This window comes from Paenibacillus sp. FSL R7-0048 (assembly GCF_038004505.1).
Classification (GTDB): Bacteria; Bacillota; Bacilli; order Paenibacillales; family Paenibacillaceae; genus Paenibacillus_AQ; species Paenibacillus_AQ odorifer.
Genome location: NZ_JBBORF010000001.1, coordinates 4638895 through 4661734, shown reverse-complemented (window position 1 = coordinate 4661734; position 22840 = coordinate 4638895). Strand labels below are relative to the sequence as shown.

Below are 22840 nucleotides of genomic sequence, written 5' to 3'. Positions count from 1 at the left end.
TGTAAAAAATGAAAGCAAAAGGAAAAGTATGGTCAATGTTCATGCTGCTGCTTATTACAGTAGTAGTGACTGCAGGGTGCGGCAACAAAGCGAGCAACGAGGGACAAAACGGCAATACTGCTGGTGGAACTGAAACTAGCACCCCAACTACAAAGAATGATAAAGACATTGTAATTGCCATCAATTCTAACTTTATTACGCTGGACCCTCATAACGCAAGCGATACGCATTCAATCAGCGCTGCCAGAACGATGTACGAAGGTCTGATGGGTTTTGACGAGAATATGAACGTGGTTCCTGTTCTTGCCGCAAGCCATTCCATAAGTGAAGACGGGTTGGTCTACACGTTCACGCTGCAAGAGAATGTTAAATTCCAAGACGGTACTGACTTTAATGCTGAAGCGGTTAAAGTAAACATCGCCCGTATTCAAGATGAGAAGAACAATCTGAGACTGCGCAAAAGCTTCGCAAAGGTAGCGAAAGTGGAGACTCCTGATGCTAAAACCGTGGTTATTACACTCAGTGAGCCGTACAACGCATTTTTAAATAAAGTAGCTATGGCACCTATTATTAGTCCGAAAGCTTTAGAAGAAAATGGCACCGATATTTCGAAAAATCCTGTAGGGACGGGACCATTTAAGTTCAAAGAATGGGTGCAAGGCGACCGCTTGGTTGTCGTTAAGAACCCTGATTACTGGCAAGCGGGCTTGCCAAAAGTGGATAGTGTGACCTTTAGACCTGTGCCAGAGAATGGATCACGGATAGCCATGCTAAAAACCGGCGAGGCGGATTTTATTTATCCAATGCCAACGGAGCAAGTATCTGAGGTTGAAGGTCTTGAAGGAATTACTGTAGATACCATCGATTCGACAATCGTCCGTTATGTAACGTTGAATACGATGAAAAAACCTTTCGATGATGTGAAGGTTCGTCAAGCCATTAACTATGCTATCAATAAAGAAGCTTATATCAAAGTTGTGAAATCGGGTCTTGGTGCTAAGCTTGATTCCACGATGTCTTCCAAAACACAATATTATTCCCCGCAAACAGGTTATGACTATGACATTGAAAAAGCTAAACAATTGCTTGCTGAAGCAGGTTATCCTGATGGATTCGAAACCGAAATTTGGGGTGAAAATGAATCCGAAACTATGAAGGGGATGCAATTTATTCAGCAACAGCTAGCACTTGTAGGGATTAAGGTAGACGTGAAATCCATGGAAGGCGGCACATTGTCCGACCAAATTAACTCTGCTAAGACACCAGAAGAAGCAAAAATTCAAATGTGGTATGTCAGCTGGTCTCCGTCTTCAGGTGATGCAGATGGTGCAACCAGAGGGTTGTTCAGTAGTGAAATGTTCCCGCCTGCTGGCTCAAATACAGCCTATTACAAAAATGAAAATGTAGACAAATGGATCGCTGAGGCGAATAAATCTGTTGATCCAGAAGCGGCTAAATCCATCTATGGCAATATTCAAAAAACAATTTGGGAAGATGCTCCATGGGCATTCATGGGCGTCGACCAAATCATCTCAGGCAAAAGATCGTATCTGGAAGGAGTTAAGGTCTTCCCGGATGGTTCCATTAATGTCCTGAATGCAGAAGTGAAATAATGCTAAACAAACGTTAGGTTTAATATCCCAAGAAATGAACGAGGCCGCTTCTGTAGTATGGTGGGAAGCGGCCTCACTAAATCATTTGTCGATACTGAAGGGGGCTTATGAGTTGGGTAGATATGCTTTACAAAGACTCCTCGGGGTTATTCCGCTGTTGTTCATTGTATCGGTGCTTGTCTTTTTGTTTATTCACTTAATCCCAGGCGATCCAGCCCGACTTATTGCCGGTAAAGATGCCACGCTTGAAGAGATTCGTGGAATTCAGGAGCAGCTGGGTCTCAATCTGCCTTTGTGGAAGCAATACATAAACTACATGGGTGATCTGCTAAGTGGGAATCTGGGCAATTCGATCCGTTCAGGGATCCCGGTTACTGACATGCTGGAAAGCAGAGTAATGCCTACGTTGTGGCTGACTTTTCTTAGTATGGCCTGGGCTCTAATTATTGGTCTTCTAATTGGCGTGGTTTCAGCCGTTTATCGCAATCGGTGGCCGGATCATTTAGGGACGTTGACAGCCATTTCAGGGATGTCTATTCCTGGATTTTGGTTAGGCTTGGTACTCATTCAAATTTTCTCGGTAGAGCTTGGTTGGTTTCCAACGGGTGGTGTTGATTCCTGGAAGTCCTATATTCTTCCTTCCATTACACTCGGGATGGGGATTATGTCTATGTTGGCCCGTTATTCTAGGTCATCTATGCTGGAGACTCTTCGGGAGGATTATATCCGTACAGGACGTGCAAAAGGCTTACGCGAGTATGTTGTTATCGGCAGGCATGCGCTGCGCAACTCTTTGATTCAGGTGGTTACCGTAGCTGGACTTCAGTTTGGGTTCCTGCTCGGCGGCTCTGTAATGGTTGAGACGGTATTCAGTATTCCGGGTCTTGGCAGGCTGCTAGTAGACTCCATTTTGTTCCGGGATTATACAGTCATTCAAGCCTTACTGCTTCTGTTTGCTACACAATTTATTCTTATCAATCTATTAGTAGATTTATTGTATGGCGTACTTAATCCGAAAATAAGGTTTTCTCAGTAGCTAATGCGACTAAGAAGCAGAATTTCAATAGATTTATAGGGTGAATTTAGGATCAGGAGGGATATCATGAGTGACAATTCGGCGGTGATGGGAGCAAAATCTCCATTACCCGGAGAGGTACTGGCCCCGGAGAAAACAAAAGGCCGTATGGGTGTTTTTTTACGTAAGTTCAGTAAACAAAAGATGCCCCTTGTGGCCGCATTTTTTATTATATTGCTATTCCTAATTGCAATTTTCGGGCCATTTCTGACCCCGTATAATCCTGATGAACCAAACTACGATGCTCTTATGGCAGGTCCTTCTGCTGCACATTGGGCCGGGACAGACGAATATGGCCGTGATATTCTAAGCCGTCTGATTGATGGTACTCGCTTAACCTTAGCGGTCAGTCTCAGTTCCGTCTTAATCGCAGGTGTACTTGGAACTATCCTAGGTCTGTTAAGCGGATATTATGGCGGTTGGCTAGATCGGATAATTATGCGTGGCAGTGATGTACTATTTTCTTTTCCTGACTTGCTGCTTGCCATTGGGATCGTCGCCATTCTCGGTCCGGGTCTATCCAACGTTGTTATCGCAGTTGCAGTTTTTGGTACTCCATCGTTCGCCCGAATTATTCGGAGCGTAACGCTGTCTGCGAAAGAAACATTGTTTGTGGAAGCGGCTCGTTCCATGGGAGCGAAGCATCGCCGGATTATTTGGCGTCATATTTTTCCTGAGACCGTGCCCAGCATTATCGTTAATCTATCCATGAAGATTGGCGGAGCGATCTTGGCCGCTGCTTCATTGAGCTTTCTCGGAATGGGTGCAAAAACAACAGAGCCCGATTGGGGCGCAATGTTAAGTATGGGACGTGATTATTTAAGTATTGCTCCACATATCGTTTATTTTCCGGGGATAGCCATCTTTTTAACAGTACTTGCATTTAACCTGGTCGGGGACGGACTGCGTGATGCTCTTGATCCCAAAATGAAAAACTAAGGAGGGACAAGACATGACTCAACATTTGTTGGATGTACAAGGGCTGAAAACGGAGTTCAAACGCGGCGGTGGAAGTATAACTGCGGTTGCGGGGGTAGACTTTGCTATTAAAAAAGGCGAAGTGTTAGGCCTGGTTGGTGAATCTGGTTGTGGCAAAAGTGTAACCTCATTATCGATCATGCGGTTGCTTAAAGATACGCCGGGCAGAATTTCTGAAGGTTCTGTGCGTTTTGAAGGAAAGGATTTGACGAAGATTTCTGAGAAGGAGATGCGCCAAATCCGGGGAAATGATCTGGCAATGATTTTTCAGGAGCCGATGACCTCTCTTAATCCAGTGCTGCGGATTGGGCTGCAATTAACAGAGCCGATTAGACTGCATTTGGGTTATGGACGCAAGAAGGCTCGTGAGCATGCGATTCATATGTTGCGGCTTGTAGGTATCCCTCGCGCAGAGGAATTAATCGATGAATATCCGCATCAACTATCCGGCGGGATGAGACAGCGGGTTATGATTGCAATGGCCATGTCTTGTCATCCAAAGCTGTTGATTGCCGATGAACCCACGACCGCACTCGATGTAACGATTCAAGCGCAAATTCTTGATCTGATGAAGCAGTTGAAAGATGAACAGGATATGGGAATGCTGCTCATTACCCATGATCTTGGAGTAGTTGCCGAATTATGTGACCGGGTAGTTGTTATGTATGCAGGTCGTGTGGTGGAAGAAGCCTCTGTTCAGGAGCTGTTCGCCAGACCGCAACATCCGTATACCAGGGGATTGATTCAATCGGTACCTAAGCTGCGCCAGAATGTACATCGCTTGGAGTCTATAAAAGGGAATGTGCCAGACCTTTCACAAATGCCTGCCGGCTGTAAGTTTGCGCCACGCTGCGAATTTGCCATGGAGCGTTGTCTGTCGCAAGAACCTGAGCTACTTCCGATTGAGGGGCTAGAGCGCAAAAGCCGTTGTTGGCTTACACAGCAGGAGGACACGGAAGGAGCGGGATGTTTATGAAAGAGACTCCATTAATTGAGGTTAAGGGTTTGAAGAAGTTGTTTTCTGTGAAGAAGGGCTTCTTCGGAACGACTAAATATTTACACGCCGTTGATGGGATTTCATTCGCCATTCGTAAGGGAGAAACGTTCAGCCTTGTAGGTGAAAGTGGCTGTGGGAAATCGACTACGGGCAGGCTGGTGACTCGCTTACTGGAACCCAATCATGGAGAAGTATGGTTTAAGGGACAAAATATTAGCCATATCTCAGACAACCAAATGCGGCCTCTGCGCAAAGATATGCAGATGGTGTTTCAAGACCCTTATGCTTCACTTAATCCCCGTATGAAGGTGAAGGATCTTGTCGCCGAACCCCTGCTTATTCATACAAAGCTGTCCTCTAAAGAACGGGATAAGCTAGCTTGCGAACTGCTAGAGACCGTTGGATTGAACAGTCTCTACGCCGAGCGATTCGCGTTTGAGTTCAGCGGTGGACAGCGGCAACGGATTGGGATTGCCCGGGCTCTGTCCGTTCGCCCAAGTCTAATTGTGGCGGATGAACCCGTGTCAGCGCTGGATGTATCGATTCAGTCCCAAGTGTTGAATCTGTTACAGGACTTGCAGGAGGAATATGGCCTGACGTATTTATTCATCTCTCATGATCTCAGTGTGGTCGAGCATATTAGTGATCGAATTGGGGTTATGTATCTGGGTTCTCTTGTGGAGACGGCTGATAAGGATACATTGTATGACCGTCCCTTGCATCCTTACACCCAAGCGCTGCTATCTTCAGTTCCCGTGCCCGATCCAAGCTTGAAGAAGGAACGCATTATTCTAAAAGGGGATCTTCCAAGTCCCGTTGATCCGCCGACGGGCTGTCGTTTTCATACAAGATGCCCTTCCTGTATGGAAATCTGTAAGCAACATGTGCCTGTATTCCGGGAAGTTGAACCAGGTCATGAGCTCGCTTGTCATCTCTTTGATGAAGAAATGTTGAAACTAGAACGATAATTTAAAATGTGAGTACACTTTACGGAAAAGAAGGGACAGCTATGAATATCTTGTTCGATTCCGCTAATGGGGCGGATACGCTTATCTACTTAGCCTATGAAGAGGAGGCTTTTCCTCTTCGGCTGGGAGAAGCTCACAAACAGAGTGGCAGTGTGACATGGTTATATGCTCGCTCTGAGGAAGAGTCCGATGTGATAGCAATTGGAATGGGAAAACGCCGGGCTCTTACGCTTGAGAAAGTTCGCCGAGCAGCGGGCTCTGCCGCCCGTACAGCCCTAAGAGAAGGACGAAATTCAGCTTCATTTGTTCGTAAGACAGCAGAAAGTAATATTTCCGCTGCGGATGAGCTGCAAGCATGGATTGAAGGCTGGCTTCTTGGATTATATCGTTTTCAAACCTATCGTGGCGTTACTAAAATAGACATTTCAGTTGATTTGCTGCTCCAGACAGCCGATTGGCCTGAACTGACTAAGCCTGAACTGGAAGTTGTACTAAGTACTGGCCGCATGCGCGCTGAAGGAGCAGTGGTTGCTCGCGATCTGGTGAATGAGGTGCCCGAGACTCTAAATCCGGATCGGTTCGCAGAATGGATGGTCGAATATTTCGAGCGTGATAACGCAGCAGTGAAAGTTCATGTCTACCGGGGGCAGGAGCTGGTTGACCTACAGATGAATGGGTTGCTGGCGGTTGGAGCTGGCAGTAAACACTCCCCAGTCCTCGTTGAAATTCGCTATGAGAGTAACCCTGAATTGCCAATGCTGGCATTGGTGGGTAAAGGTGTTACCTTCGATTTGGGTGGGATGAATGTTAAGACCGCAAGTGATATTAGCGATGCACGTATGGACATGGGTGGCGCAGCAGCTGTTCTTGGGGCGCTGGATATTTTAGTGCGGAATCAAGCTCATGTAAATGTGACCGCGTTGATCCCAGTTGTTGATAACGTACCAGATGCTGAAGCAATGCTGCCATCGTCTGTTATACGCTATCCTAATGGGCTGACGGTTCAGGTTGCAAATACGGATGGCGAGGGGCGGCTTATTATCGCGGATGCTCTTATTCATGCAGCTAATATCGGGGCAACTAAGGTCATTGATATTGCAACACTTACTGGAAATGTTGGCGCAGCGTTAGGATTAGGTATCGCCGGCATATGGGGTGATGGAGAGATGACGCAGAGCCTCGTCGAAATCGGTGAGCGCAATGGAGAACGACTGTGGCCCATGCCGCTTATGGATGAATACGAAGTCGATCTTCGAAGCAATTACGCTGATCTGCGCAACGTTAGTACTTCACCTTTTGCAGGTGCGATTACAGCAGCGCTTTTTATACGGCGCTTTGTAGCGGAATCGCTGAGCTGGGTCCATATTGATATGGCTGGGACGGTTCAGTACAAACAGGATGTCGGGTATTCAGAAGCTGGAGCAACGGGCTATGGTGCTCGACTGCTCGCTGATTATGTTATGAAACAGGCACAACAATAACAACCGGAAGAGTGGAGGAAAGTTATGAGATTGGAAGTCATCGCTACTTGTATGGACGATGCTCTTACAGCCGAAGCGAATGGGGCTGACCGCCTGGAGCTCATTACTGCGATTACGGAAGGCGGATTAACACCAGGGATAGGATTGGTGCAACAAGTTGCCAAATCGGTTAACATTCCTGCGTTTGTTATGGTTCGCCCGCACAGCCGTTCTTTTTGCTATTCAAAGTATGACATTTTGACCATGGCAGCAGAGATAAAGCAAATTGCAGCCAGCGGTGCGGCGGGGATTGTGCTTGGTGCGTTAACTCCGGAAGGGACTATCGACGAGCGAGCGCTTGAAACATTATTGCCGTTGACCGAGGGATTGCAAGTAACCTTCCACCGTGCTTTTGATGAGTTGAAGGATCAAATAGAAGGTTATCGAACGCTTTGTAAGTATCCGCAAATTACGCGTGTGCTCACTTCTGCCGGGCCAGGTCCGGCACCTGAAGCTATTCCTGCTATGCGGAAGCTAGTCGAGGAATCAAAGGGTAAATCGGTAAGTATACTGGCTGGAAGCGGTCTGAAGCCGGAAGGTATTACTTCATTTATACATCAGACTGGAGTAACAGAAGTACATTTTGGGTCGGCTGTACGTTATGACAAAGACGCTTTGTCGCCAATCGATCCAGCAGCCTTACGGGCGTTAGCGGAGAGTATTCATTCTAACGGCTAATAATAGATAGTGAAAAGGTGAATGGGTTATGCAGAAGGTTGAGAGCTACGTAGTTGGAATCGATTTAGGAGGCACAAAAATTGCCGCAGCATTGTTTGATTCAAAGGGGACCGTGTTGAAACGGGAATTGATGGAAACGGCTGGGGCACGTACCGCTAAAGAAGTGGTGCAGCGAATGATCGATATGATCCGCTCCGTATCCGAAGGGCGACCACTCACAGGAGTGGGTCTGGCTTCTCCCGGAGCTGTAAATAGCCAGGACGGGATCGTTATTCACGGCACCAATCTTCCGGAGTGGGATAATGTTCCACTGAAGTACTGGATGGAGTTGGAGCTAGGCGTTGAAGTAAAGGTAGTGAATGATGCGAACGCTGCGGCTTGGGGCGAGTATGTCCGAGGTGCTGGCAAAGGTGCAGACAACATGGTTTATGTTACCTTTAGCACAGGGATTGGAGCAGGTATCGTCATTGACGGCAAGCTGCTTCTTGGCAAAAATTCATTTGCTGGTGAACTAGGTCATAATATTATTGACCCGAACGGAACGGAATGCAGCTGTGGAAGATTCGGCTGCTGGGAAGTTTTCGCTTCGGGCACAGCGATTCGGGATATGGCGCTGCGAAGTATGGAGAGCAGACCGTCGATGATTACGGAACTGGCTAATATAAATGGAGAAAAAATTACTTCGCGGCACGTATTTGAAGCCATGGCACTTAACGATCCCGTGGCCGTCGAGGTTATTGACCGGAGTATTCATTATATGGCACTAGGTCTAGCCAATGCAGTACATACGTTCAATCCTGATCGGATCGTGATCGGTGGAGGCGTGAGTAAGGCTGGAGATTTGTTATTCCCTGCACTGGTGGAGAAGACGGAGCTATTTGTCATGGATCCTTATAAGGGTACTTTTACAATTGAACCTGCCGCGCTCAAAGACGATGTAGGCCTAATTGGAGCAGCTGCATTATTTCATACCGCTTAGGTGGAGTGAATGATTGATCACAGCTTTCATTAACGGAGGAGTTGGAGAGATGGGTACAAGAGAAGAAAGAACGAAATGGTTCTTACAGGATAGGTTCGGGATGTTTATCCATTGGGGATTATATTCAATTCCTGCTAGAGGGGAATGGATACGCGGCAACGAGCGGATGAGTAGAGAGCATTACATGACGTATTTCGATGAATTTGACGCCTCTCGATATGACCCGAAGAAATGGGCAAGTGCAGCCAAAGCTGCGGGTCAGAAATATGCTGTGCTTACGACCAAACATCATGACGGGTTCTGTCTGTTCGATAGTAAGCTGACTGATTTCAAAGCGACTAATACGCCTGCTGGGCGTGATCTAGTGCGGGAATATGTAGACGCTTTCCGTGCTGAAGGGATTGCAGTTGGTCTATATTACTCTATCATAGACTGGCACCATGAGGATTATCCCGGTTATGGAGATAAGGCACATCCTGATCGGGATAACGAAGCGGTCAAAGATAAGCCGATTGATTTCGATAGATACTTGGAGTATATGCATGGGCAAGTAAAGGAACTGCTCACCAATTACGGTAAAATCGACATTATGTGGTTTGACTTCTCCTACGATAATATGACAGGGGAGAAGTGGAAGGCGACGGAGCTTATCCGGATGATTCGTTCCATACAACCTGATATTATTATCGACAATCGATTAGGTGGCAATATTCGTGCGGCAGAACCTGAGGAGTATGCTGGAGATTTCTTCTCCCCCGAGCAGATCATTCCGCCTGGCGGCATTGTTGACGTAAACGGGCAATCCATCCCTTGGGAAGCCTGCATTACCCTGAATGACAACTGGGGTTATCATTCCGAGGATAAGAATTATAAATCGACCAAGCAAGTCATCCGTACGATGGTCGAATGTATCAGTAAGAATGGTAACCTGCTCCTCAATGTTGGACCAGATGCCAAAGGTGAAATGACGCGGGAATCCCTGGTTATCCTTGACGAAGTTGGGGAGTGGATGCGCCTTAATGGAGATAGTATTTATGGATGCGGGAAGTCTTTGCTACCTAAGCCAGAGTGGGGACGTTATACGCAAAAGGGCAATAAATTGTATGCGCATGTCTACGACCGTGGAATTGGCCCGATCTATTTCCAAGGCTTGAAAGGGAAGATTAATAAGGCTAGATTACTACGTGATGGTACCGAGCTAAAGGTGGAGGCGCCGTGGATGGCTGAGGAATATTCGGATGTTGACGGTGGAGCTTTTATTACATTAAAAGGCGCGATGTTACCTGATGAGATGGATACGGTTATAGAGCTTGAACTATTTAATTAAATCAGAAGGAGTTGTCCCATATGCCCTGAATGGCTGCTGAGACAACTCCTTTTTTTCGTATTCTTCGCCAACATTTGCACATACGAAACACCTATCGGACACAGATGACTCTAAACCCAGAAATATCGCACTTTTGGGATGCCAACGGACTGCATAGTCGTTATTGGCTTGAAACACCCTCGATATGGAGCTGATTCTAGGGAATAGCGTCATTGGAGTCCGAAGCCCTGTTCCAAAGGCAGAAAATGTGCAAATAACGTCATCTGGGTCCGCAACTCTCAGAGGGGGCTGACAATGTTGAAGTTGTTGCATTTGAAGCAGGCATTCAACGAGTCAGAAAACAAAGCGGCGATTCTCCAAATAACAGGAGAATCGCCGTTCTGTGAATACTAAAGGCGAGCCTTGCGGAAGCCCTCATATATATTGAGGACCGCGACTAAAATCAAGATTGCTATTCCTCCACCTACTAGTCCCGTTTCAAATTGGTTAGCTGTAGTGTTTAATAAATTAGACATGTAATTAATAAATTCTTGGTTGAATACACTCGGATTTATAAGGATAACAGCGAATACAATAAGTACAATGAGCTCAAGGACCGTATTACATAATGCTAATTCTCTAGTCCATTGTCTCTTGATTAATTTATATATAGTTAATGCGACTTCTAATCCGATCACAATAAGAATAATAGGCCAATAATCAAGTAACACATGCTGATTAAAAGCTGGGGCTACGAAGTTAAGTGCGCCTTCACCGCCTCTATAGACTCTGATCAGGTGTTCAGCATTAAAATAAACAGTAGCCCAAATGGCAGTCCACAGTAAACTTCCGAACACTTCGAAGCTTGTAATTGCTTTTTTCTTATGGACAAGCGCGATATCCTTCAAATCATCAGGAGTCCATTTCCTTAATTTTGTAGTAAGAGGATGACCTTCCTTTCCTTTATCTGCCCGTTCGATAATAGCGAACACAACAGTTATCCAAAAAAAGACTTGGATGCCTACTTCAAGAAAGGTTCCAATTCCTGTACTTATAACTGCAGTAACAATATCCGCAACTGTTTTATCGCCGCTGTAGCCAATCAAGTAATCAGCAACCAGAGCGATTAAAGAAACAACTACAGCGATGGGTATAATCATTTTTAATAACGTAACATATAAATCGAAATAGCGTGGGCCGATGAGATACATGGGCTGATCGCGGTACTCACTAGCTAAAATAGCTGGATTGCCCAATTTTGCAAGGACGGCTTTTACCTCTTTTTCGTCATAATCATCCGGTAACATATCCTCGATGGTTGATCGTAATTCTAATGCGATGTCTTCCCGATTTTGTTCTGGTAACCTCCGAGTAACTTCATGAATGTAAATCTCAATCAGCTTCATGGTCATCCTCCCCTTGTAATAGGCCGTAGAGTTCTTTCGAATTCTTAAGCCATTCTTCCTTTAGCTGTAAAAAAATCTCTACGCCATAGTCACTTAGAACATAATACTTACGGGGTCTGCTCTCGGATGTGTCCCAGCTGCTCGTCACTAATTCCTGTTTCTCTAATCGGCGAAGTAATGGATATAGGGTGCTTTGATCGATGATGATGCTGGATTCCTCCAACAATTGAACGAGCGAATATCCATACTGGGGCGTTCGTAATTGACTTAAAACGGCTAGCGTTAACGTACCTCTTCTAAGCTCTGTGATTAAAGAATTTAATAAAGTACTCATTCACCCACCTCATTATTTAAAATATAAGAATTTATAATCTCTTATAAATTGTTCTTATATTTTTGGTTTAAACGCTTGCTGTCCTTAAGAGGACGTCGAAGTTGTTTATACTTACTATGTGTCATACAGTATTCGATCTATACTATGCATCATACACTATTGTTGTTCCAACATCAATTGAATAAAATAATCTTCTGAGAAATAAATAAGAAGATTTTTCTATTTTGTGAAGCAGTTTGATTAAAAGGAGGTCGTGAAATGATTCCATTTTTTAGTGACATCCCGAATGCTTCTACATGGGAGGTAGTTGAACCGGTTCATAAGGGCAGAGAGTTATTGTTGAGAACGGAGGAGATTTCCCATTATGATCAGAAAAAACGGGAGTATGATCATTACGAAGTCGAGGAACTTGGAATTATTGATTTTAATAGATTTGATTATGGTGATCCATGGGTATTTTAATCATGATGTTCCAGATGTATTCTTTAGGCTTTATATACCGAAGTGGTATTGGCAAGTTATACTGAGTGAAAAGACTCAGCTATTTGAGAATAGTTAGGGGAATTAAGCGATGAATATACTGATTGCTGAAGATGAAACTGATATAAGAAAACTAGTGAAAATACATTTAGAAGATCGATCCTATCGAGTATTCGAAGCCAAGGATGGCATTGAGGCTTTAGAGGTTGTTAATCAACATGAAATAAATCTTGCCATTCTGGATATTGTAATGCCCAAGCTTGATGGGCTTAATCTGCTGCGACAGATAAGAGAGAAAAGCCATATTCCGGTTATCTTGTTAACTGCCCGCGGTGAAGAATTTGATAAGATAGTGGGCTTAGGTCTTGGAGCAGACGATTATATGGTGAAGCCATTTAGTGCTTCAGAGCTTGTGGCTAGGGTTGAGGCGCAACTGAGACGAAGAAATGTATACGATCTTAGCCAATCGATAACTGAAGAAACAATCCAACATAGAGAATTGAAGCTGAATTTAAAGGAATGTATGTTGTACATAAATGAAAGTCCAGTTCTTCTAAATGCCAAGGAATATAAGGTGTTACAATGTCTGATGCAGAGTCCTAATCAAATTTTCACGCCCAAAAAGTTATATGCAGCGGCGTGGGAAGAAGATTTCTATAGTGATAATAATACGATTATGGTTACCATCAGCCGTCTAAGGAATAAGATCGAACGGGACCCACACCATCCCGAATATATCGTTACAGTGCGTGGACTAGGTTACAAATTCTACAACCCAGGTAAATAAGATGAGAAAACAAAATATATCCTATCAATTGTTAAAAAACTATATCGCGATCTTTCTTATAACAACGGTTATAACGATATTGGTGATTGTTGCTTTGTTTTGCATGAACAGGCTGGGATCTAAGGACATTATTTATAATCAGTTAACGGCTGCTAAGCTTATGCAAAATGACTATCAAAGAATTGACACTAGTGTTGTTAATGATGTCGGGGGCAGTTTACAGGTTGTGAATTCCAATTACGAAGTCATACACTCCATTGGCAACAATCCATTTACGTCCAAGCAGATTAGTGTCAAAGAATTTACGGATTTTCTAATGAATACTGGCGCTAACAAAGATATGATCACTGTTGAATATAATGAGCAGGAACAATTTTGGCTGATCGTCTCTTTACCTATACAAGTGAAAATGACAGGCAGTTTCCATTGGAATTCAGATTCACCTATGCAGGATCATACCCTTCAAATGCTTGGGTTTATTGGGTTAGGTTATTTGTTGATTCTGATTCTAAGCACGATGATTTATGCGAGAATTACGGCGGTTAGTTTCATTAAACCCTTAGACCAGTTGTCCGCTGCTGTTGAAAAGGTTAAGAATGGGGATTATTCAGCAAGAGTGCAGGTAGGCGGGAATCGGGAGTTTAGTCAACTGGAACAGGCTTTTAATCATATGGCAGAAGTGATTCAGATCCAGACCTCGTTAAAAGAACAGAGTGAAAACAATCGAAAAAATCTAATATTGGATATATCCCATGATTTAAAAAATCCATTAACAAGTATTATGGGTTACGCAGAGCTTGAACTAAAAGAACAGGGGAGCGGTCGGATAGAACATTTGAAATTTGCCAAAATAATATACGAAAATAGTATCCGTGCCAATGTATTGATTCAGGATTTGTTTGAATTATCGAGAATGGAAAGTCCCGAATTCCGCTTGGATGTTACAACAGATGATTTCTCAGAATATTTGAGAGAAGAAATGATACATATGTTGCCCGAGCTTGAGGCTGCGGGTCTGATCCCTGATTTTGTAATCGAGCCAGAAGAAATAATTCTACAGTTTGATAAAAAAAGAATGAATCGAGTATTCTCAAACCTGCTTTATAATGCCATCGCTTATCAGGAGCAAGGTTCTACGTTTCAAGCTGTGCTGGAAAAGATGAATGATGGAGCCAAGCTTACTTTTATTAATTACGGCCAACCATCAGCCTTGAACCCGGCAGGTTCTGGATTAGGGTTACTCATTGTTCGAAAAATAATAGCTGCTCATGGAGGGACTGTTCAGCTGAATACGCAAGATAACCAGTTTGAAATTATAATTGAGCTGAACCGGCAAATTTAAGGTCTATGTAAGATTACATTAAGTCGTATGAAATTTCCCAATGCTAAAATGGTTGATATTCAGTCTATTAACAATTTTACTTGGGGGATTAGAATATAATGATTGATGAAAAATTAAGTAAAAGGCAATTGATCTTGGGCATTATATTAGCAGTAATGTACTTTTTAGGAATGTTCTCCATTCTCTTGATCAGGCCGGTTATGGGAATTCTTAACCATGTTTTTATTTGGCAGCCAGAACAACAAAATCGAATGGCCTTACTGTTGAATAGTCTGATCTACATAGGAGTGATTATAGGTTTTAGGAGATTCTATAAACAAGCTATTCATGATTTCAGACAATACTGGGTCCGTAATATGTTATGGATGGTTTGGGGACTTTGTTTGATTATTATCATCGGAAGTATGTTGATCCCCACACTAATTTCCATTTTTCATCCTATTACAAAGTCTGTTAATGAGGTGGATTTACGGGCAATGTTGTCCTCGTATCCATTTATTTTTACAGTGAACGTGGTATGGATTGGCCCCTTGATTGAAGAATTAGTATATCGGGTTACCATTTATAGAACGATCCGCAGGAAGAGTCGTCTTCTGGCTTATCTGATATCCTCCTTTTTATTTGGCTTTCAACATGTCTATAGAGCCGTGGTGTTCCAGAGTAACTATAACGAAATGTGGAATATCTTCTCCTATATGGCTGCTGGATTAATCTTTGCCTACCTATATGAGAAAAGAAAAAATATATTAGTGCCTATAGGCGCGCACATGTTTAGTAATGGTTTATCTGTGCTTCTCTATTTCTTAAGTTAATACGAAACTTGACTTCATATCAGATTACTAGTAAACTGATAATCAAATAGATCCAATTCCAAAGTAATGGATGTGGCATAATGCGAGACAATGGATTCACTGAAGACAACAAACTAAGCTTATTGATCTGGCTGCGGCTGGTAAGAGTTTATGACAATAGTAACGATCTTTCCAATGAGTTCTTGAAGCAGTTTGATTTAACGGTCAGCCAGTTTGATGCGTTAGTACAAATACTATTACATCAGCCTGTGACACAAATGGATATTGCCGAGCATTTAACCATTACTAAAGGTGGAGTATCACATATGCTTGGCAGATTAGAAAAAGAAGGATGGATTGAACGCAAGCAGGATTGGAAGGTGAAGTATATTTCTTTAACTGAAAAGGGCCAGGCGCTTATCGAGAAGGTGCTTCCTTTGCAATCGGATTTCCAAGCTTCGTTATTCGATCCACTGACGGACGACGAGAAGAAAGTATTTTACAGCATGCTTAAGAAGATTCACCGCCATAGCCTGAATGAGAATCGGATTCTACGAGGAGTTCAGTAGTATTGTAAAAGCTTTATTCTGAATAAAGCTTCCTTTTTTCAGCATCAGTTTACTAGTAAACCATAATTATATTAGGAGGAAATTAAAATGAGCCAACCACAAATAACCGGACAACATCATGTATCAATGATTACTAAAGACGCTAAACAAAACCTATGGTTTTATACAGAAGTACTGGGACTAAGACTTGTCAAAAAAACCGTAAATCAGGACGATCCAACCATGTACCATTTATTCTATGGCAACTCTAATGGCGCTCCAGGCACCGAGGTATCCTTTTTTGAAATGCCAAATGCAGGCCAGACCCGGAAAGGAACGAACAGTATTTCTGCAATCTCTCTTCTCGTTCCTAGCGATGAGGCTTTAGTATATTGGGCTAGCAGATTAGATACATTTGAAGTCGCTCATGAAGCTATCGTAAGTATAGAGGAGCGCAATTCGCTTACTTTTCAGGATAGTGATGAATTAACGGTTCATCTGGTGTCCGCAGAAAAAGATAATGTGACTCAGCTGGTAGAACCTTGGATTACTGATGATATTCCACCACAATATGCCATTGTTGGATTGGGTCCCGTTGAATTGACTGTTCGTGAGGCTAGCCGTACAAAGGCTGTTTTGGAGGATATTTTAGGCTATACACAAGTTCGTAGAGTGCCATCCATGGGTGACCCGAAGGTAATGGTGGATATTTATGAAACAGCTAAAGGCGGCTTGTACACTGAACTTCAGCTCAAAGAAGTTAATGATCAAGACCGGGAAAGACCGGGAAGAGGGAGTATCCATCATGTGGCTATAAGAGTGAAGGATCTGGAAGAATTAACCGCATGGGCTGCTAAAATCACAGCTGCAGGGTTCAAGAACACAGGGGTCATTGATCGTTATTACTTCCATTCCTTGTATTTCCGTGATCCGAACCATATTCTTTTCGAGCTTGCTACAGATGGTCCAGGGTTTGAGATTGATGAATCTTTTGACACATTGGGCGAGAATTTGACCTTGCCTTCTTTTCTGGAAGAACGCCGGGAAGAGATTGCATCGAAGCTTCATCCTATCCAATAATACAGCGAAGAAAGTAGGACATCATCATGATGGAACAATATAGAATCGACGAGAATAAGGGTTTAGAAATAGGTTTATACACATTAGGTGATCATGTTGCAGATGCCTTAACAGGTAAATCAATCAGTGAACGACAACGGATTCAAGAGATCATTGCTGCCGCCAAATTAGCAGAGGATGCTGGATTAGATGTGTTTGGAGTGGGGGAGAGTCATCAGCCGAAATTTATTACTTCAGCAGCATCGGTCGTACTTGGAGCTATAGCAAACGCAACGGAACGAATCAAACTCATCAGTTCAGCGACTGTATTGAGCACAGCGGATCCTGTACGTGTACATGAAGAATTTTCGACATTGGATTTGTTATCCGGAGGCAGAGCAGAGATTGTTGCTGGACGTGGATCACGATTAGGAGCTTATGAACTGTTCGGATATGACGTGAGGGATTATGAAGAATTGTTCGAAGAGAAGATTGAATTGCTTATGAAAATAAATAACGAAAAAAGAATTACCTGGGAAGGGCAATTCCGTCCTGCTCTGAATGATATGGAGATTTTTCCGAAGCCACTGAGTGGTAAACTGCCCATCTGGAGAGCGGTTGGAGGACCTCCGGCAAGTGCAGTTAAGGCAGGAAGAATGGGCATCCCGATGATGCTGGCTGTTCTAGGTGGACCTGCTTCAGCGTTCAAGACCTCTGTGAATATGTATCGCCAGGTTGCCGCACAATCAGGTTTTAATCCGGCGGAGCTGCCGGTGGGTACAACCACCCTTTTATATATCGATAAAGATTCACAGCAAGCGTTCCGTAACTATTACCCTTATTTAAATCACATGATGAAAGAGCTTCGTGGATCAGCGTACCCTAAAGACCAATTTGCTGAAGCCATGAGTGTGAGAAATGCGCTGCTCGTAGGCAGTCCACAACAGGTTATTGAAAAAATCCTTTATCAACATGAGCTGTACGGACACAATCGTTTTCTGGCTCAGATTGATATTGGTGGTTTACCTTATGCTCAGGTTGAGCAAATCATTGATTTGTTGGGATCGGTAGTCGCACCAGCCGTAAGACGGGCCACAGCTAAGAAATAAGAAAAACTATGAGATTGGAAAAAATTATATTAAAATTATTCCAATAAGGTTAAACGATGGTTTGAGAAGGATCACTTAAGGAGGCAAAGTGTGACGAATAAAATGATAGCTGCGCAACGTTTATATAACCAGAAGATCGTTGATTCCAAGCTAATCAAGCCCGAACAGGTCGTTAAAGAATTAGGGGCAGTACAGGCGCAGGATTACATGCAGGCGATGTGGGCGATCGGGTTACGTATTCCATCTTCGAGTTTAGCTGATATAGAGCGTGCTATCGCTGATCGCAAGATGATTCTGAATTGGACGCTGCGAGGTACGCTTCATTTTGTCCCACCGGAAGATGTAAAGTGGATGCATCAGCTATCTGTGCCGCGTTTAGCAGGACAAACAAAGCGGCGGAATGCAGAGCTTGGGCTAGATGATCAGACACTAGAACGTTGTAGACATATTATAGTTAATGCTTTACAAGGTGGAAAGCAGCTAGATCGTGCTCTTTTACTTCAGCTAATAGAAGAAGAAGGTATTCACACAGGGAACCAGCGTGGTTATCATATGTTGTGGAATGTTGCGTACCAAGGGTTGATTTGTTTCGGACCGATGAATGGTAAGCAGCAAACGATTGTTTTGTTAGAGGAATGGGTGCCACAGTTTCGAGAACTTTCTTACGATGAATCATTGTATGAACTCGCTCGGAGATATTTCACCGGACATGGTTTAGCAACTGTTCAAGATTTTGCTTGGTGGGCAGGCATAACCCTTACCGATGCTAGAAGAGGTCTGGAAGCGGCCAAAAGTCAACTGCAATCAGAGGTTATTGATGGCAGTGAGTATTGGATGTCTGCTGATCGGCTAGAGCCAGCTGCTGAGGACTCCGGCGTTCATCTGGTTCCGGGTTTTGATGAGTACATTCTGGGTTATAAAGACCGAAGTGCCGTTCTAGAGCCCGACGTTGCTCCTTTAATAGTTCCGGGGAATAATGGTGTTTTTCTTCCGACGATTGTTGTGGAGGGTCAGGTGGTGGGTACATGGAAAAGAACCTTAAAGACCAAGGGGATTGAGATTATGATCCATCCTTTTGCCGAGCTGGGCGATACGGAAAAGTTGGTACTTAAAGAAGCTGACCGATATGCGGCATTTATTGGGCTGCCGATACTCAAAATGAATGTGAGTGGTCATTGAGATGAGTATTTCACTATTCTCACCATTCTCACCATTCTGATCATTCTCACCATTTTCATCTTTCTTACCATACTTTTGTGTGCTTCTTTCTCGCTAACGGACACCGTTGCACTTATTAGCACCTAAATGCTGATTTGCTAAGCTTTTCGGACTCCAATGCAGTTATTCCCGTCGCAGCACCTCTTTTGACCCCTATTTTTGCGGAATAGCGGCATCTAGGTCCGATAGATTCGTAAAAAGGCTATTTTTAGCTCAATAGCGTCTCCTGAGTCCGAACGGCATAATGGGTGAAGGGTGAAGGGTGAAGGGTGAAGGGTGAAGGGTGAAGGGTGAAGGGTGAAGGGTGAAGGGTTGAATGGATACCGATTACCGAATAACATTTCACGAATGCACTCTGAGTAAAAAATAACCCGGCAGGGCGGACCTGCCGGGTTATTTTCATGAAGCATATAGTTAGCTTAATTAGATTCGTCTAGCTAATTCAGCGCCTTCCCAAATTGCATTCAGCGCTCTTCGCGCTTGCACCGCATCGCCAATTACATGATAAGGGATAGAGCTTTCCTCCAAGAAATCCTGAAGGATTTGTTTGTTGAGGGCGCGTGAACCTACAGCAATTACTACATAATCAGCAGGTAGGCTGTGACGTTCGCCGTCTTTTTCAACAATTACGCTATCCCCTTGAATCGCCATACATTTGCTGTTGGTCATTAATTCAACGCCATGTCCATATAGACTTTCCATGACACAGATTTTCCGCAGAAGCCCTAGATCATTAGCAACATCAGCTTGCATTTCAACTACAGTGATTTGATGTCCTCGCTCTACAAGCAGTTCTGCGACCTCAAGCCCCACTAAACCACCGCCGATAATAACGACTCTTCCTTCTGGATGAACCGTTCCCCATAACACATCATGTGAATTGACCACATGTGAACTGTCGATGCCTTCCACAGGCGGAATAATAGGAGAAGATCCGATTGCAAGAATGACCTCATCTGGAGCAATTTCCTGGATTAATTCAGGTGTAACCTCTGTATTCATTCGAATGTCTACACCTTCTCGTTTAGCGGTTTCTCCCATATTCAGAGCGGCTGCAGCCATTTCCTCTTTACGTGGTGCGGCACCGGCAATATAAAGCTGTCCGCCCAGAATGTTATTTTTTTCGCATAATATTGGATGATGCCCACGTCGTTTCAGGGTGACAGCTGCTTCTAATCCGCCAGGGCCACCACCAGCAATAAGTACTTTTTTGGGGATACCCGTTTGCTGCAATTCATATTCACTTTCACGGCCGGTTGCAGGATTAAACACACAGCTGATAAATGGAACATTAGGATTCACGAATCCATCGAAGCAGCCTTGATCGCAACCCACACATTTAACGATCGTGTCTGCACGTCCGGCTAAAGCTTTATTGCAGAATTCTGGATCTGCCAGCTGCGCACGCCCAATGGCTACAAAATCAGCCAAACCCTCCGCAATAATCCGGTCTGCAATTGCTGGATCATTAATACGGCCTACGGCAATAACAGGGATGTTAACCACAGATTTAATTTGTGCTGCGTTATCTACATTGAAGCCTACAGGTAAATCGATCGGCGGTACTTCATATTTAATCGCAGCGCCAGCAGGGACCCCACGAGATACATTAATAGCATCAATTCCAGCTTCTTCAGCGAGCTTTGAGAAGAGCTTCATATCTTCCAGTGTAAGTCCGCCCGGTAGATCCTCAATCGCAGAGATTCTCATCAAGATAGGGAACCCAGGTCCAACCGCTTTCCGGATAGCCCGGATACAAGCCAGCGGGAAGCGGCAGCGATTCTCCCAAGAACCGCCGTACTCATCCTGACGAAAATTCATTGCAGGACTTAGAAATTGTTGGGGCAAATAACCATGGCCGGCATGGAATTCCACACTGTCAAATCCGGCTTTCTTCGCACGTAATGCTGTATCTGCGTAAGCTTGAACCATCTCGCCGACTTCATGATGCGCAAGTTCACGTGGTATATGAGTCACGCCTTCAAACGGAACAGGTGAAGAGGAGACCTGAATTAGGTTGGGAGTTACTTTACCTCCATGCCATAACTGTAGACAGCTTTTGCCTCCTGCCTCTCGAATAGCTAATGCTAATTGAGCCATACCTGGAATGAATTTATCATCATAAAGGGCAGGAGCATCATCGGAGGCCGCCGTTGGGTGAATAGTTGTTACTTCTACAGTATTTAAGCCGCTGCCGCCTTTAGCTCGTGCTACATGGTAATCAATCAGACGATCACTGACGTATCCACCCGGCGCATTCATTTTCGTGCCCATCGCTGGTAAAATGACCCGGTTCTTAAGCTCCATATTTCCGATTGTGCCCTTGCTAAATAAATGTGTGAAATCCATATGATAACTTCCTCTCTACATATAGGTTAAAAATAAATAGGTTATTTTAACCTATATTAGCGAAAGAGCAGGGTGAAAGTATGTGCAAAAAATCACGAGTGATTTGGCAGGAATGTAGTAATTGAGGTAATATAAGAAAATGATGAACCGGATACGTATTCCGGAAGCCCGGAGGATGATTATGGATATTGAAGTTTTGATTCTGGCCCAATTAATGAAAGGGGCCAAACATGGTTATGAAATTAAAAAAAACATTATTTTTGTAATGGGCAATGATAAAATCGTAAACAATAACTCGCTTTATCCAAAGCTGAAATTATTTGAAAAGCGAAAATGGGTAATCAAAAAAACGGAAATTCAGGAACGCCGGCCTAAACGTTATGTATATTCTATAACTACTGAGGGTGAGGAGCGGTTTAACACCTGCTTAACAGAATTTACGCTGGAGACTATTCGAATTGATAATGAATGGTCTATTCGTCTTGCTTATTATGAGCTTTTGGATCAGGAGACACGTAGAAGATTGCTTGATTACAGAGAGACTTATATGAACGAAAAGCTGGACCATTTACAGCAGTTATCCAAAGTAGTTGGCAATAGTGAGGATATGGATTACTCTGAGGAGCTCTATTTTTACACCCGAAGTATGGTTTTACGAGAGATCGAGTTAATTAAGGAGCTGTCACGTAAATTAGAAGCATAAGGAAACAGTTTAGCACCCTATGAACCAATCATTTTTTAAAATATGAGGAGGTACAATAGAATATAAGATAGGAGAGACAAGCTTATGACTGTGAAGAAATGGTTAACTATATCCTTAATGTTCTTAGTCTTATTATCAGGATGTAAAGGAAATAGCTCCGATGTTTCAAGTGATACAAAAGTAGCAAACGATAATGAGTATAATTTGTTGATTAGTAATAATAGTCCGTTATTTTTGAAAAGCGTAGTTGTAACTGTTGAAGAAGAAAAAGAAAAAGATAACAATCAAAAAAATGCTTTAATTGATGCTAATATCAACCATGGAGAGGTCGCGAAGTTCAGGATTGGAAATGGAAAGCAGGTATTTAAGATTACTCTTAATCCTCAAAAAAACTACTCAGTAAGTAAAGTATTTAGCGACAAATTTAAAAAAGACGAAGTTGTTGAGTATCAAGTGAAAATTGATCAAAACGAAGTAACTATTGAAAAAAAGGATAATTAATAACTCAACGCCGGTGACGTCAATCCCGAGGTAATCAGAAGTGAGGATGACCCCTGTCCAATACAGAGATCATCCTACTTAATCTGGCTAGTCTTTTAT

The 22840-nt window shown here is 43.5% G+C and carries 22 protein-coding genes; 19 read left to right on the top strand and 3 right to left on the bottom strand.

The window, feature by feature from the left end:
• Nucleotides 1-8 precede the first annotated feature (8 nt).
• From NSQ91_RS20835 to NSQ91_RS20795, 9 genes are all read left to right on the top strand, one after another.
• Nucleotides 9-1613 (top strand): glutathione ABC transporter substrate-binding protein, encoded by a 1605-nt coding sequence (locus NSQ91_RS20835; protein WP_076141089.1) that lies wholly within the window; start codon nucleotides 9-11, stop codon nucleotides 1611-1613.
• Nucleotides 1614-1725: 112 nt separating this feature from the next.
• Complete coding sequence (locus NSQ91_RS20830; RefSeq protein WP_036689023.1) at nucleotides 1726-2649, top strand: ABC transporter permease subunit; 924 nt, start codon at nucleotides 1726-1728, stop codon at nucleotides 2647-2649.
• A 147-nt stretch (nucleotides 2650-2796) separates the two neighbouring features.
• Nucleotides 2797-3627 (top strand): ABC transporter permease, encoded by an 831-nt coding sequence (locus NSQ91_RS20825; protein ID WP_370510612.1) that lies wholly within the window; start codon nucleotides 2797-2799, stop codon nucleotides 3625-3627.
• A 13-nt stretch (nucleotides 3628-3640) separates the two neighbouring features.
• Complete coding sequence (locus NSQ91_RS20820; RefSeq protein WP_076183115.1) at nucleotides 3641-4642, top strand: ABC transporter ATP-binding protein; 1002 nt, start codon at nucleotides 3641-3643, stop codon at nucleotides 4640-4642.
• Nucleotides 4639-5631, top strand: a complete 993-nt coding sequence (locus NSQ91_RS20815) for an ABC transporter ATP-binding protein (RefSeq protein ID WP_143763909.1) — start codon at nucleotides 4639-4641, stop codon at nucleotides 5629-5631. The genes NSQ91_RS20820 and NSQ91_RS20815 overlap by 4 nt, the downstream gene beginning before the upstream one ends.
• Nucleotides 5632-5672: 41 nt before the next feature.
• Complete coding sequence (locus tag NSQ91_RS20810; protein WP_076304848.1) at nucleotides 5673-7112, top strand: leucyl aminopeptidase family protein; 1440 nt, start codon at nucleotides 5673-5675, stop codon at nucleotides 7110-7112.
• 24 nt (nucleotides 7113-7136) lie between these two features.
• The gene (locus tag NSQ91_RS20805) at nucleotides 7137-7829 is read left to right on the top strand and encodes a copper homeostasis protein CutC (protein WP_076304849.1); all 693 of its coding nucleotides are present in this window, start codon (nucleotides 7137-7139) and stop codon (nucleotides 7827-7829) included.
• A gap of 28 nt (nucleotides 7830-7857) precedes the next feature.
• Entirely contained in the window at nucleotides 7858-8808 is a 951-nt protein-coding gene (locus NSQ91_RS20800; RefSeq protein ID WP_076304850.1) for an ROK family protein, read from the top strand.
• A 49-nt stretch (nucleotides 8809-8857) separates the two neighbouring features.
• Nucleotides 8858-10135, top strand: a complete 1278-nt coding sequence (locus NSQ91_RS20795) for an alpha-L-fucosidase (protein WP_340919649.1) — start codon at nucleotides 8858-8860, stop codon at nucleotides 10133-10135.
• Nucleotides 10136-10524: 389 nt separating this feature from the next.
• On the opposite strand, the gene NSQ91_RS20790 is transcribed toward NSQ91_RS20795, so the two are convergent.
• Nucleotides 10525-11520 carry an HAAS signaling domain-containing protein gene (locus tag NSQ91_RS20790; RefSeq protein WP_076129887.1) on the bottom strand — a complete coding sequence of 332 codons (996 nt, stop codon included), beginning with the start codon at nucleotides 11518-11520 and terminating at the stop codon, nucleotides 10525-10527.
• On the bottom strand, nucleotides 11507-11854 hold the full coding sequence (locus NSQ91_RS20785) for a PadR family transcriptional regulator (RefSeq protein ID WP_076129886.1): 348 nt from the start codon (nucleotides 11852-11854) through the stop codon (nucleotides 11507-11509). Before NSQ91_RS20785 ends, NSQ91_RS20790 begins: the two co-directional genes overlap by 14 nt.
• Nucleotides 11855-12112: 258 nt before the next feature.
• Here NSQ91_RS20785 and NSQ91_RS20780 point away from each other — a divergent pair, with 258 nt between their 5' ends.
• The 8 genes from NSQ91_RS20780 (at nucleotide 12113) to NSQ91_RS20745 (ending at nucleotide 19149) form a co-directional block, all read left to right on the top strand.
• A complete protein-coding gene (locus NSQ91_RS20780) occupies nucleotides 12113-12316 on the top strand; it encodes a hypothetical protein (protein WP_076304851.1) in 204 nt (67 codons plus the stop codon).
• Nucleotides 12317-12425: 109 nt separating this feature from the next.
• Nucleotides 12426-13121, top strand: a complete 696-nt coding sequence (locus NSQ91_RS20775) for a response regulator transcription factor (RefSeq protein ID WP_076304852.1) — start codon at nucleotides 12426-12428, stop codon at nucleotides 13119-13121.
• Between the two features lies 1 nt (nucleotide 13122).
• On the top strand, nucleotides 13123-14463 hold the full coding sequence (locus NSQ91_RS20770; RefSeq protein ID WP_076304853.1) for a sensor histidine kinase: 1341 nt from the start codon (nucleotides 13123-13125) through the stop codon (nucleotides 14461-14463).
• Between the two features lie 98 nt (nucleotides 14464-14561).
• Nucleotides 14562-15275 (top strand): CPBP family intramembrane glutamic endopeptidase, encoded by a 714-nt coding sequence (locus NSQ91_RS20765; protein WP_076304854.1) that lies wholly within the window; start codon nucleotides 14562-14564, stop codon nucleotides 15273-15275.
• An 80-nt stretch (nucleotides 15276-15355) separates the two neighbouring features.
• Complete coding sequence (locus tag NSQ91_RS20760) at nucleotides 15356-15823, top strand: MarR family winged helix-turn-helix transcriptional regulator (protein ID WP_076304855.1); 468 nt, start codon at nucleotides 15356-15358, stop codon at nucleotides 15821-15823.
• Between the two features lie 87 nt (nucleotides 15824-15910).
• A complete protein-coding gene (locus tag NSQ91_RS20755) occupies nucleotides 15911-16882 on the top strand; it encodes a ring-cleaving dioxygenase (RefSeq protein ID WP_076190569.1) in 972 nt (323 codons plus the stop codon).
• Between the two features lie 26 nt (nucleotides 16883-16908).
• Nucleotides 16909-17970, top strand: a complete 1062-nt coding sequence (locus tag NSQ91_RS20750) for an LLM class flavin-dependent oxidoreductase (RefSeq protein WP_218640534.1) — start codon at nucleotides 16909-16911, stop codon at nucleotides 17968-17970.
• A 90-nt stretch (nucleotides 17971-18060) separates the two neighbouring features.
• Nucleotides 18061-19149 carry a winged helix DNA-binding domain-containing protein gene (locus tag NSQ91_RS20745; RefSeq protein WP_076304856.1) on the top strand — a complete coding sequence of 363 codons (1089 nt, stop codon included), beginning with the start codon at nucleotides 18061-18063 and terminating at the stop codon, nucleotides 19147-19149.
• A 462-nt stretch (nucleotides 19150-19611) separates the two neighbouring features.
• Here NSQ91_RS20745 and baiCD read toward each other — a convergent pair whose 3' ends face one another.
• The gene (baiCD, locus tag NSQ91_RS20740; protein ID WP_076304857.1) at nucleotides 19612-21537 is read right to left on the bottom strand and encodes a bile acid Fe-S flavoenzyme BaiCD; all 1926 of its coding nucleotides are present in this window, start codon (nucleotides 21535-21537) and stop codon (nucleotides 19612-19614) included.
• A gap of 181 nt (nucleotides 21538-21718) precedes the next feature.
• Between baiCD and NSQ91_RS20735 the strand changes: the two genes are divergently transcribed.
• Together NSQ91_RS20735 and NSQ91_RS20730 are read left to right on the top strand one after the other, a co-directional pair.
• Complete coding sequence (locus NSQ91_RS20735) at nucleotides 21719-22240, top strand: PadR family transcriptional regulator (protein WP_036688994.1); 522 nt, start codon at nucleotides 21719-21721, stop codon at nucleotides 22238-22240.
• 84 nt (nucleotides 22241-22324) lie between these two features.
• The gene (locus NSQ91_RS20730) at nucleotides 22325-22741 is read left to right on the top strand and encodes a hypothetical protein (protein ID WP_076304858.1); all 417 of its coding nucleotides are present in this window, start codon (nucleotides 22325-22327) and stop codon (nucleotides 22739-22741) included.
• Nucleotides 22742-22840: the final 99 nt, after the last annotated feature.